The following is a 12,412-nucleotide window of genomic DNA, read 5'->3' on the forward strand; positions in this document are numbered from 1 at the left end:
AAGAAGGCGGGTGTCGCTAGGTGTGGCAGGATTGGGCTGACTGTAGGCTGAGGGCGACAGGCGCCATGACTTCCATGGTTGGCCTGTGCATTGCTTGATTAAATTTTCAGGCTGCGTATGAAACTGCGCGCCTCTGTGGGGGAAGGGGGGGAGGGCTTATCGCTGTTATCGGCTACCAGCACAATATTGGTGTTGATGTTCTCACCCAGCTTTTCGATAACTTGTTGCCTGATGTGGCCGTAATTGGTCTCGGAGAGTAGAGCCTTTAAATAAAACACATTAATGTTTCCAATCAGATTTTTGATTGCGAATTTCTGTGTGAATAATTCGTCGCTGACTGCCTGGCTGGTTTGGAAGAAAATATTGCACAGTGCGATTTCCGACCCTGTATGGGCAATACTGATTTGCAAGTTGACGCTATAAGTCTCTTTTTGGGGCGGTTTGATCACCTTGGTAGCCGCAGAGATCTGGGCATGTGATTTCGCGTTATAGAGGATGAAGGCAGGATCATCTTCAGAGAGTTGACTAAACAGATCAACACTTGCCGTGGCGCTATCGATTTGCGCTTGGTTGAGCCGTTTGAAAAAACTCTGCTCCAGTATTTGCAGCACGGTGATGCTTGCGGTACCGGCTGAGATTTTCAGCGTGCTGGTTCCCTGCTCGCTCAGGTTCCAGAACAGATTGCCTACTGTATTCTTGAAAAAACTCAGCCAGCCTGCGGGGTCAACAAAGCGGGAGCCCAGTTTTTTATCGGCGCCCATCTGGGCCAAAAGGTTGGAATGGATAAAGTCTTCATAGCTCAGCGTATTGGTGTCTTCCGTGGTGGCAGAAATCAGATTGCCTGACACCACATAGGTTTGCTCAGTAGAAAAAGCCATCTTGATTCTCCTTTGTTGAATCCAGTGTCTGCAAGCGCACTGCCCGGCTTTACAGGCCGGGCTTGATTCAGTGCTTAAATATCCAGATCCAGCACAAAGTTCACGGCGTTATCGCCGAGCTTGTCGATGACTGCCTGGCGTACTTTCGAGTACACCGATTCATTGAGCACAATCAGGTTGGCTGCGCGGTAGAGCCAAGCGGTGGATTTGCTCCATTTCCAGAACAGGAAGCTGCCGGATTGGATGTCGGTCCGTGCATTGATGGCGGTCAGCACCATGCTGACGGTGCCGTGCTGGTCCTGGCCAGCAGGCAGAATCTGGAATTTGCCGCGGTCTTCTTTGGTGCTGCTGTGGTCAAACAGCTTCATGGGTTTTTGATTGGCAGGCTTGTTCAAGGCGCCGAATGTTTCCTGGGCGATTTTGTATAGCGGATTATTGACGTTGTTAACCACTGTCAGTATCACCTCCAGTACGACCTGGTCCATGGTGACGTCCGTATTCTTGGGTTGGAAGCGTTCAAAGAAGCTACTGCTGCTACCCCAGCCCAGGTTGGTCAGCCCATCCGAGTAAAACTTGAACCATTTTTCGCGATCATTTTCGTTGGGGTATTTCTTGTCAGCGGCCAGTTGCATCAACAAGGTGCTGTTTTGCACGTCGGCGCGGGATTGTTCGGTCAGTCCGCTGACAAAGCAAGGGATGCTGGCTTTGGCAACGACGGCACCATCTTCGTCGGCACTGCTGGTCGCTCGTGCGGTTACACGGTTGCCGCCGGCCGGGGCGTCGGGAATGTCCAGGGCGTTAATCCATGCCAATACCTGCTTGTGGTCAGTAATCGTGCTCATGGTAATACTCCGAAATTAAAAAGGGTTTTTACTGCATCAAAAAGTCTTTTTCGATTTTCCTTTTGAGATAATCGATTTTTAAAAGACCTTAATTTTTAATTTGGTTTTATTTTTGGTTATTTATTAGTTAAGTCGATTGCAAAATTATTGTCAAAGACGTTTCCGAAATATATGAAAAGGTTGCAAGCGTTACCAGTTATGAGTTGGCTTGCAATATGTGATCTTACTTGAATTGCTTTGGCTGCCTATGGTGTGCTGGCTGCTTTGGTTTTCAAGATAATTGATTTTTTATTTAATCGACGATTATTTTTTTGTTTGGTTGTATTTTGATTTTATTAACAGTCTGTGCGTTATTTATTTATATTTAAAGTTCGTTTTTAGGTATGGAATGGATTTTTGGAAAATAGATACCACGCATGCGATGCATGCAATAAACAGCTGCGCAGCGACTGTTTGATCAAAGGTCGAACGGTGGTGATGGTGGGGAAGTACTGACAACAAGGTGTTGTAAAGCGTGGGCTGATCCATGCCTTGGGATCACCCGTAGTAATGAGGGCTTGTGAAATGCTTAGAGGCGGGTGGAGTCTTCCGCAAGGATTGAGCGGATCGCGTGTGCTGACGCGCATCCGGCTGGGTCATTGTTTCTGGTTTTCCTTTATGGCCTGCCGACAACGGCCCCCCTACAAAAAATCCCTTTGATATCTGGACAATCCTTCAGGGATCACCCTATAATCAAGAGCTTTTCCCCTGTTTGGATCTGTTCTGGCAGCGGACAAAGAAAAAAATAAGTGCCTGTTTTGGGTCATACAAGTGTCCGCCAGCTTCCTAGGCGACCACCCGCAGACACAAATTAGTCGAGTAATTTCATGCCTAAAATGAAAACCAAAAAAAGCGCCTCCAAGCGCTTTGTGGTTCGTGGTAGCGGTTCCATCAAGCGGGGCCAAGCGTTCAAGCGTCACATTCTGACCAAGAAGACGACCAAGAACAAACGTCAGTTGCGCGGTGCCGTCGAGGTTCATAAAGCCGACGTCGCTTCCGTAAAAGCAATGATGCCTTTCGCTTGATTAGGGAGAATCAAACATGTCACGAGTAAAACGCGGTGTTAACGCACGCGCACGCCACAAGAAAGTAATTGCCCAGGCCAAAGGTTTTCGCGGCCGTCGCGGTAATGTATTCCGTATAGCCAAACAGGCTGTCATGAAGGCAGGTCAGTATGCCTACCGTGACCGCCGTAACAAGAAACGCGTATTCCGCTCGCTGTGGATTACCCGTATCAACGCAGCTTGCCGCGAACTGGATATGAGCTACAGCCAGTTTATCGCCGGCCTGAACAAAGCCTCCATCGCTTTGGACCGTAAGGTTCTGGCTGACTTGGCTGTTAAAGACAAGGCAGGTTTTGCTGCTGTTGTTGCACAGGCTAAGAACGCTCTGGCTGCTTAAGCGGTATCTGACTGTATAGTTCACAAACGGGGCCTTTGGGGCTCCGTTTGTTTTTGGAAAGTAACACGCCATGACTTCCTCCCACGACGATCTGATTGCCCAGGCTCGGGCCTTATTTGAGCAGTCTCAGGACGCCGCTTCGCTGGAAAACGCTAAAGCTCGATTTTTGGGCAAACAAGGTGCCATCACTGCCTTGATGAAAGGCCTTGCCCAGATGGAGCCGGAGCAGAAAAAAGCAGCCGGTGCCAGCATCAACGTGCTCAAGCGCGAAATTGAAGATCTGCTGAACGATCGTCGTGCTGCCCTGGCGGCAGAACAATTGAACCAGCGACTGGCTCAAGAACAAATTGATGTGACGTTGCCCGGCCGTGGTCGTGGCACCGGTGGTATCCACCCGGTGATCCAGACCTGGCAGCGTGTTGAAGCCATTTTCCGCTCTATCGGTTTCGATGTGGCTGACGGCCCTGAAATCGAAAATGACTGGACAAATTTTACCGCTCTGAATAATCCAGAGAATCACCCCGCTCGTTCGATGCAAGACACGTTCTATATCGATATGAACGACGAGCAGGGTTTGCCCTATTTGCTGCGTACGCACACCAGTCCCATGCAGGTGCGTTATGCACGCATGAATAAGGCCCCTATCAAGGTTATTGCTCCCGGCCGCACCTATCGTGTCGATAGTGATGCCACCCACTCGCCCATGTTCCACCAGGTGGAAGGGCTGTGGATTGCCGAGGATATTTCCTTTGCCGATCTGAAAGGCGTTTACACGAACTTTCTGCGCGCCTTCTTTGAAAGCGACGATCTGGTCGTGCGCTTTCGACCTTCTTTCTTCCCCTTTACCGAGCCATCCGCCGAGATTGACATGATGTTCTCCTCCGGCCCCAACAAGGGCCGTTGGCTGGAGATCTCCGGCTCCGGGCAGGTTCACCCGCAAGTGGTGCGCAATTTCGGTTTGGACCCAGAGCGTTACATCGGTTTCGCCTTTGGTTCCGGACTGGAGCGCCTGACTATGTTGCGCTATGGTGTTAACGATTTGCGCCAGTTCTTTGAAGGCGATCTGCGCTTTCTGAAGCAGTTCAATCGTTGATTCCTACTTCGCGCCGCTGGGCCTTTTAGGCCCGGTCGGTTCCGGTATACGCCGTTTTACGTCTCCATCTTTGCATCATGTTATTTTCCGAATCGTGGCTGCGCCGCTTTGTGAATCCCAAACTGGGAACTGAAGAACTGGGTCATCAACTGACGATGGCTGGCCTGGAGGTTGAAGAAATTCAAGCCGCCGCGCCAGCGTTCGAGAATGTTGTCGTCGGCTTTATTGCCGAGATTGCCCCTCATCCCGACGCTGACCGCCTGCGCGTATGCCAGGTCGATGACGGCTCGGGCAAGCTGCTGCAGATTGTGTGCGGTGCACCCAATGCGGCTCAAGGCATCAAGATCCCGGTCGCACGTGTGGGTGCAGAGCTGCCCGGTGGCATGAAAATCGGCCCGGTCAAAATGCGTGGCGTGGAGTCCGCCGGCATGTTGTGCTCGGGTCGCGAACTGGGTCTGTCGCAAGATCACGATGGTTTGCTGGTACTGGATGCTGATGCGCCCGTGGGCCAGAGCCTGCGCGAACTGCTGGATCTGGACGACCAGATTATCGAATTGAAATTGACGCCTAACCGTGCGGACTGCCTGTCCGTGCTGGGCGTGGCACGCGAAGTAGCCGCCCTGACTGGCGAGCCACTGACACTGCCAGACTTCACTCCTGTTCCTGTCACGATTGAGGATCGTGTTTCCGTTACCGTGAAAGACGCTGATTTGTGCGGCCGTTTTGCCGGGCGTGTGATTCGTGGCGTCAATGCGCGTGCCAAAACCCCGGACTGGATGAAAACTCGTCTGGAGCGCAGTGGCCAGCGTTCAATCTCCGCATTGGTGGACATTTCCAATTACGTCATGCTGGAACTGGGCCGTCCTACGCACGTGTTCGATTTGCAGCACGTACAGGCTGGTCTGGAAGTGCGTTGGGCACGTAAAGGCGAGACGCTGGAGCTGCTGAGCGGTTTGAATGTCGAGCTGGATACCGATGTGGGTGTGATTGCGGTTAACGATGTGCCGCAAAGCATGGCCGGTATCATGGGCGGCGAACAAAGCGCTGTCACACTGGATACGACGGATGTGTATCTGGAAGGCGCTTTCTGGTGGCCAGAAGCCATCATGGGCCGTGCCCGTCGCTACAAGTTTTCTTCCGACGCCAGCCACCGTTTCGAGCGTGGCGTGGACTTCGACTCCATTACCCAGCATTTGGAACGCACCACAGCGCTGATCCTGGAAATCTGCGGCGGCCAAGCGGGACCTATGGATGACCAGGTTGTGGCCTTGCCCGAGCGCAAGCCCGTTGCCATGCGCCTGGAGCGTTGCCGCCGTGTTCTGGGTATTCCTCTGGATCAAAAGCAGGTGGAGAGCATCTTCACCTTGTTGGGCCTGGACTTCTCGGTGGCTGACGAAGTCTTTACGGTCAATCCTCCCAGCTTCCGTTTTGATTTGACGATTGAAGAAGACCTGATCGAGGAAGTTGCCCGTATCTACGGTTTTGAAAATATTCCTGATCTGCCTCCGGTCGCTGCTGCACAAATGCGTGTGCCAGTCGAGTCCTTGCGTGGTCCGCACGCCTTGCGCGCTATATTGGCCGCCCAGGACTACCAGGAAGTGATCAACTTCTCCTTTGTGCAAGAGTCTTGGGAAAAAGATATTAACGGACAGGCTGACCCTATCCGTTTGTTGAACCCCATTGCCAGCCAGTTGGCGGTGATGCGTACCAGCCTGATTCCTGGTCTGCTGGCCAATATTGAACGCAACGCCAACCGCCGTCAGTCGCGCGTGCGTGTGTTCGAGTTTGGCCGCGTCTTCATGCGCGATGCCTCTCAAGAAAATGGTCCGTTGACCGTGGCCGGTATCCATCAGCCCAACCGCATTGCGGCCGCAGCCTGGGGCCCTGTTGTGACCGAGCAGTGGGGACAGCCCGATCGTCTTGTCGACTTCTTTGACGTCAAGCGCGATCTGGAAACTTTGCTGGGTCAACGTGCTGCTCAAGTCCGTTTCGAGCCTGAAGCTCACCCGGCCTTGCACCCAGGCCGTAGCGCCAGTGTGAAACTGGATGGTAAAACCATAGGCTGGATCGGTGAAATCCATCCTCAGTGGTTGAGCGAATTTGGTTTGAATCAAGCGCCGGTCGTCTTTGAGGTGGACGTTGATGCCATCTCTCACGACGAAGTGGTACACGCTCAGGAAGTATCCAAGCAACCCGTTGTGCAACGAGATCTAGCGGTTTGGCTGGATAAGGACGTATCCTATCAAGCTGTGCTGGATACACTGAACCAGGTGCGCAGCACGGCACCGCAAGCGGCTATCGTCAAAGATATTCAGTTGTTTGACGTCTGGCGCGACAAGAACGATGCATCGGAAAAGAGTCTGGCGATTCGATTCTGGCTGCAAGACAGCGCAAGCACGCTGGACGATGAACGCGTCGAGCAATGCCTGGATGCATTGTTGGCGGCACTGGTGTCTGCGCATGGCGCACGGGCACGAGCATAAGGAGACACAATGAACGTAGAGCGTACTCTGACCAAGGCGGATCTGGCCGAACTCTTGTTTGAACGTGTTGGCTTGAATAAACGCGAAGCCAAAGATATTGTGGATACTTTCTTTGCCGAAATCCGCGACTCCCTGGCCGATGGTGTCGAGGTCAAGTTGTCCGGTTTCGGTAATTTCCAGGTTCGGGACAAACCCCCGCGTCCTGGTCGCAACCCCAAAACGGGTGAAGTCATCCCGATTTCGGCGCGACGCGTGGTGACATTCCACGCCAGTCAGAAGCTCAAAAGTGTAGTCGAAGGGGCGCCAGTGGCGCCCGAGGATGACCAGGACTGAAGCCTGGTACGTTTGCGTACAGTTTTGCCTGACTGAACGTGTAAAATCACTCCTATTGTCGATGAGCATCAGTGGCTATGAGCACAAACGAAAAGACGGCGACCTTGCCACCTATCCCTGCCAAGCGGTATTTCACCATCGGTGAAGTCAGCGAGCTTTGCTTGGTCAAGCCCCACGTCCTGCGTTATTGGGAGCAGGAGTTTACGCAGTTAAAGCCCGTCAAGCGACGCGGTAACCGACGTTATTACCAGCACCATGAGGTGCTGCTGATACGCCGGATTCGCGGTTTGCTGTACGACGAAGGCTTTACGATCAGTGGTGCGCGCAATCGTCTGGGCGATGGTCCGGATATGCCTTTTGACCAGGAAGCCGCTGTGCGTCTGACCGGTCAGGAAATGCAGGCCTTGCGCACCAACTTGGGTCAGATCCAGGCAATGCTGGATCAAGCCTTGGCAATCACGGATCCTGGCTCGGCTCAGTAATCCGGGGTTGCTAAGCAGGAACGAAGGTCGGCCTTGGTGCCGGCCTTTTTTCATGGAAGGGATTAGCAGTGAACTTACGTAGTCAGGCTCTAAAGGCTTTGTTAGTACAAGAGCCGGCTGCCAAGCTGGCAGCAGTACGAGCAATTGCCCATGGCTTGCCCGTAGGGGCAGATGAGCATTTGGAAGAGCCGCCCGGCGTACCGGGACGGCCCGAGGGTTTGCGTTTTGTGAGCCCTCAGCATGTTCCCAAGCGGTCCGTGCGTACGATCCAGGGGCGAGCAGCCTTATTGCATTCCTTGGCGCATATTGAGTTCAATGCCATCAATCTGGCCTTGGATGTCTTGTGGCGTTATCCCGGTTTGCCCGACGCATTCTATGCGGGCTGGTTACAGGTGGCGGTGGAGGAGGCTTTGCATTTTGAGCTGCTGAGCGATCATCTTCAAACGATGGGTGTCCGCTATGGGGATTTGCCTGTCCATGACGGCTTGTGGGAGATGGCAGAGCGAACACGCTTTGATCTGCTGGCGCGTATGGCTTTGGTGCCGCGTACTCTGGAAGCACGGGGGCTGGATGCCTGCCCCCTGGTGCATAAGAAGTTGCTGGATGCTGGCGATGAAAAAGCCGCCGCGATTATTGCCATCATTTTGCGCGATGAGGTCGGGCATGTAGCGTTGGGAAATTACTGGTATCGCAAAGTCTGCCGGGAACAAGGCTTGCCTGATTTTGCTACGTATGGCGAGTTGGCGCAGCGCTATCGCGCACCGCGTTTGCGCGGCCCCTTTAATCGCGAAGCCCGCCTGGAGGCGGGCTTCACTGTCGAGGAAATCGACGAGCTGGAACGGCTGGATGCCGCTTTTAAGAGCGGGTTGCCGACGAGCTAGCTTCCGTGTTGGGCTTGGGCAGGTTATCCAGCTGCCCAAAGCTTACGATGCGGCCAATATACAGAACGGGGCCTTCCGGTGCACCACTATTGGAACCGCCTTCGGTTTCCAGTGTCATCTCAAAAATCTGCTCATCTTCTACGGTGCCAATCAAGGCCGCAGGAACGGTGATGGGGCGATTGGGATCAATCAAACCCAATGAACGAATTTGTGTGCCGCGTGGGGTGTGTGTCCATAGCTGCACCGACTGCGTTGCTTTGACTTCAGTGCTGACCTTGGGCACCAGCAGGACATTGCCTTGTGGGTCTACTGTTGCAATCCAGGCCGGAGTAGAGGATTGGCCAGGGGCCTGCAGGATAGCCGCCTGACGTGGCTTCATCTCAATAACATTGACAGGGGGTTCCGAGTTCATGTTCATGAGCAGGGCAATCACCAGGCCCAGAATCACGACCGCAGCCAAGCCGCCCCACAAAACAGGCATGGGCATGGCAAAGCCACGGGACTTGCGTTCGCCATCAACAGGTTCGGGTTTGCGTTTTTTCTCTACGGTGACTGACTCAGGCTCGCTTTTGATGGGCTTTTTCTTGTCGGCGACCTTGGCTGGTGCTGTGGGCGCTGCTTCGGCTGTGACAGCAGCTGCTTTGGTGGCTGGGTCGGACTCTGCACGCAGCAAGGTGGGGAAGGGCGGTGTGTGATCGTCAGCCTTGTCGTTCGAGCTGTTGGCGGACCAGCGAGGTTCAGTGCGAGTGGCAGCTTCCGCTTTAGTGCTTTGGTCTGCCGAAATACTGATCTTGATACTAGGTTCCTGGCGCACTGCTTTGATAGCTGGAGCGCTTGTGCTGGCGTTGCCAGTGCTTTCCGATTTGGGAGCTTCAGCAGCCGGACTGCTTGTGCTCCCAGCCTGACGACGTGCGGCAGGTGGAGGCAAGCCCAAGGTATGGTGAATGTGAGCCAGACTAGTGGGGGCAGGCACTGTTGGGGTCAGGCAGTCCACTAGCTCCAGCCACGCTTGCTCCCAAGCCAATGCCAGACGCGCTGCCTGATCATTTTGCTGCATCAGGGTGTGGGCTTGGGCCAATTCATGCTGGCTGAGCAGCCCCAAGGTATATTCGCCAATCATCACTGCATGGCGTGGATCGTTGGCGTTGCCCTCATTAATCAGGGGAGTGAGCTGTTGCAAGCCATGCTGGACCACAGCACGCAATTGTGCGGGGGAGCGGTTCAACTGAGGGCCCAACTGTTCGTAACTATTGCCGTGCAGATAGGCATGGATCATGGCGCGTTGGCTGGTGCCATCCAGCTTGCCCATGGCAGGGATGAAACGCTGTCCGGCTTGCGGCTTGATGGCAGGCAGGGCGTAATTGTTATCGCCGCTTTGCGCGCGTTGACGCAGGCGAGCCAGTAGCCTGAACCGCAGAATGCTGTAAATCCAGGCGCGCCCTTCGCCTAAATCGGGGTCATAGCCGGCAGCGTTTTTCCATAACAAAACAAAGCTATCGCGCAGAACCTCTTCGGCATCAATGCGGCGGCCCAACACGGCCTGGCCCAAAGCCAGCATCAAGGGGGCTTCCTGGTCGTACAGCACATCCAGCGCCTGGCTGTCCTGTGCGGCTAACTGGTCCAGGGAAGAAGAGTACGAAAAAGAAGAAGACGGCATGGATGGATTTTGCACGGTAAAGGGATTCATGAGCCAGATGTCTGGTATCGGGCGCTATTTTTACTGTGTCTGCGCCAGTTTCAGACAAGCAGGTATTGTATGCCTTTCGTTGAAGGCTTGAAGGTAACAAAGTGCTGGATTGCCAGCATTTTCTTTGCAGTGACAAGCCTTGAATTTCCTGATTTTCAGCACTGGATGCTTGCTGGTCAGGTCCCTTATTCGTGTGACTGTGGTTTGCAGGTCAATAATCAGCCAAACAAGCATGCCGTCGGCAGGGTCTTGGCAAGGATAAGCAGTTCAAAAGGCTATACTTATTCGTTATGTGCTACCTGGCAGTTTTGATAATTACCCAGGCGTAGAACCTCATTTCTGTATTCGCATCAAGGACATGGCAGGGCCTGCCTGCCAGTGGAAAGCGTAGTCTGCTTGTCCTGCCTTGATTTCAGCGTTGTGCTGCAACTTATTTTTAAGCTGTCCGCGGTTTTTCGGCTTTGTGCTGTTGAACACGGACCTATTGCGTGTGCCTCCTCGTCCTGAAGTGCTTGATGGTGTCTCCGGTGGTCTGAGCACCCTGAAATCCTTATTTCCTTACGTTTGGCGATTCAAGACTCGCGTGGTCTTGGCTTTGTCCTGTTTGCTGCTGGCAAAAGTCGCCACCGTGATGATGCCGATCTACCTGAAGCAGGTAATCGATGCGTTGAGCCTGCCCGCTACGGCTTTGATGCTGCCGGTGGCCGCCTTGTTGGGATATGGCGCCGTACGTCTGGCCTCCAGCGCTTTTGGTGAAATACGGGATGCCCTGTTTGCGCGAGTCACGCAAGGGTCGGTGCGGCTGATTGCGAACCACGTCTTTCGGCACCTGCTGGATCTGTCCTTGCGCTTTCATACTGAACGCCAGACAGGTGGCTTGAGCCGGGATATTGAACGGGGCACCAAAGGCGTTAGCTTTCTGCTGAATTTCCTGGTCTTCAATATTTTGCCAACCTTGCTGGAAATAGCTCTGGTCTGTGGCATCTTGCTCTGGCGATACGACTGGGCCTTCGCGGCGGTGACCTTGGGGACGATTGCGGCCTATATTGTGTTCACCTTGCTGGTGACTGAGCGGCGCATGCGTTATCGGCGAGCCATGAACGACTTGGACAGTCGTGCCAACTCTCGCGCGATTGATGCCTTGCTCAATTACGAGACAGTCAAATACTTCGGTAACGAGGATTACGAGATCAATCGCTACGATCAGAATATGGGCCAGTGGGTCCAGGCTGCCGTGCGTAATCAGGTATCGCTGAACCTGCTCAATATTGGTCAGGCTTCGATTATCAGTGTTGGGGTGACGGCCTTGCTGTTCATGTCGGCGCAAGGTGTGCTGGCCGGAACCATGACGGTGGGTGACGTTGTGCTGGTGTCTGCCTTCCTGACTCAGCTTTATGCGCCTTTGAACTTTCTGGGTTTTGTTTACCGCGAAATCAAGAATTCACTGGCTGATATGGAGCGCCTGTTCTCCTTGCTGCGTCGCAAGCAAGAGGTGAAAGATGCGCCGGATGCCCAGGTCTTGTCCTGTGAGCAGGCGGGTGTGCGTTTCGAGAACGTCGGCTTTGCCTATGACAGCCGTCGCAAAGTCATTCAAAACCTGAGTTTCGAGATTCCCGCCGGCAAGACGGTAGCGGTGGTGGGTTCTTCGGGCGCAGGTAAATCCACCTTGTCGCGTCTTTTGTTTCGTTTCTATGATGTGACGGAAGGTCGCATCCTGTTCAATGAGCGCGAGCTGCGCGAATGGACGCAAGAGAGCTTGCGTCGTCATATCGGTATCGTTCCCCAGGATACGGTCCTGTTCAACGATACGATTTTGCACAATATTGCGTATGGCCGTCCTGAGGCCAGTAAAGAGCAGATCGTGGCAGCAGCACGGGCCGCCAGTATCCACGACTTCATCGAAAGCCTGCCCGATGGTTATGAGACCATCGTGGGTGAACGCGGCTTGAAGTTGTCCGGGGGCGAAAAGCAGCGCGTGGCCATTGCCCGCACCTTGCTGAAGAACCCACCGGTGCTGATTCTGGACGAAGCCACCAGTGCGCTGGACACGCGCACGGAACGGGCGATTCAGGCGGAGTTGAACGAGATTGCCCGCGACCGCACTACCTTGATCATTGCTCACCGTCTATCCACGATTACGGACGCGGATTTGATTCTGGTTCTGGAGCGCGGACAGATCGTGGAGCAGGGCACGCACAGCGAGCTTTTAGCCCTGGATGGCTCCTATGCCCGTATGTGGAATATCCAGCAAAGTCTGGAGGGATAATTTGACCATATAGTACCAAAGTGGTAC

Annotated in this window: 12 protein-coding genes; 9 read left to right on the forward strand and 3 right to left on the reverse strand. The window is 53.8% G+C overall.

What is annotated here, in order from left to right; genetic code table 11:
* Positions 1-98: 98 nt before the first annotated feature.
* The gene (locus WFM49_RS06850) at positions 99-878 is read right to left on the reverse strand and encodes a hypothetical protein (protein ID WP_009454394.1); all 780 of its coding nucleotides are present in this window, start codon (positions 876-878) and stop codon (positions 99-101) included.
* 74 nt (positions 879-952) lie between these two features.
* Positions 953-1,720, reverse strand: coding sequence for a hypothetical protein (locus WFM49_RS06855; protein ID WP_009454393.1), 768 nt, complete (start codon positions 1,718-1,720; stop codon positions 953-955).
* An 866-nt stretch (positions 1,721-2,586) separates the two neighbouring features.
* On the opposite strand from WFM49_RS06855, the gene rpmI reads away from it, so the two are divergent.
* From rpmI to WFM49_RS06890, 7 genes are all read left to right on the forward strand, one after another.
* Entirely contained in the window at positions 2,587-2,784 is a 198-nt protein-coding gene (gene rpmI / locus WFM49_RS06860) for a 50S ribosomal protein L35 (protein ID WP_003800367.1), read from the forward strand.
* Positions 2,785-2,800: 16 nt separating this feature from the next.
* Positions 2,801-3,160 (forward strand): 50S ribosomal protein L20, encoded by a 360-nt coding sequence (rplT, locus tag WFM49_RS06865; protein WP_009454390.1) that lies wholly within the window; start codon positions 2,801-2,803, stop codon positions 3,158-3,160.
* 70 nt (positions 3,161-3,230) lie between these two features.
* Complete coding sequence (pheS, locus tag WFM49_RS06870) at positions 3,231-4,253, forward strand: phenylalanine--tRNA ligase subunit alpha (RefSeq protein ID WP_009454388.1); 1,023 nt, start codon at positions 3,231-3,233, stop codon at positions 4,251-4,253.
* A 77-nt stretch (positions 4,254-4,330) separates the two neighbouring features.
* Entirely contained in the window at positions 4,331-6,736 is a 2,406-nt protein-coding gene (pheT, locus tag WFM49_RS06875; RefSeq protein WP_250757202.1) for a phenylalanine--tRNA ligase subunit beta, read from the forward strand.
* Between the two features lie 9 nt (positions 6,737-6,745).
* Positions 6,746-7,069 (forward strand): integration host factor subunit alpha, encoded by a 324-nt coding sequence (locus WFM49_RS06880; RefSeq protein WP_009454385.1) that lies wholly within the window; start codon positions 6,746-6,748, stop codon positions 7,067-7,069.
* A gap of 77 nt (positions 7,070-7,146) precedes the next feature.
* Positions 7,147-7,551 carry a MerR family transcriptional regulator gene (locus WFM49_RS06885; protein WP_021446644.1) on the forward strand — a complete coding sequence of 135 codons (405 nt, stop codon included), beginning with the start codon at positions 7,147-7,149 and terminating at the stop codon, positions 7,549-7,551.
* 68 nt (positions 7,552-7,619) lie between these two features.
* Positions 7,620-8,432: a ferritin-like domain-containing protein gene (locus WFM49_RS06890; protein ID WP_021446643.1), complete on the forward strand. Its 813-nt coding sequence runs from the start codon at positions 7,620-7,622 to the stop codon at positions 8,430-8,432.
* Here WFM49_RS06890 and WFM49_RS06895 read toward each other — a convergent pair.
* Positions 8,407-10,119 carry an anti-sigma factor domain-containing protein gene (locus WFM49_RS06895; protein WP_254499310.1) on the reverse strand — a complete coding sequence of 571 codons (1,713 nt, stop codon included), beginning with the start codon at positions 10,117-10,119 and terminating at the stop codon, positions 8,407-8,409. The genes WFM49_RS06890 and WFM49_RS06895 overlap by 26 nt on opposite strands.
* Before the next feature lie 69 nt (positions 10,120-10,188).
* Here WFM49_RS06895 and WFM49_RS06900 point away from each other — a divergent pair, with 69 nt between their 5' ends.
* Positions 10,189-10,431, forward strand: coding sequence for a hypothetical protein (locus tag WFM49_RS06900; protein ID WP_128831580.1), 243 nt, complete (start codon positions 10,189-10,191; stop codon positions 10,429-10,431).
* Between the two features lie 172 nt (positions 10,432-10,603).
* Positions 10,604-12,385: an ABCB family ABC transporter ATP-binding protein/permease gene (locus WFM49_RS06905; protein ID WP_336972512.1), complete on the forward strand. Its 1,782-nt coding sequence runs from the start codon at positions 10,604-10,606 to the stop codon at positions 12,383-12,385.
* Positions 12,386-12,412: the final 27 nt, after the last annotated feature.

The sequence above is a fragment of the Alcaligenes sp. PF14 genome, assembly GCF_037150615.1.
Taxonomy (GTDB): domain Bacteria; phylum Pseudomonadota; class Gammaproteobacteria; order Burkholderiales; family Burkholderiaceae_B; genus Alcaligenes; species Alcaligenes phenolicus.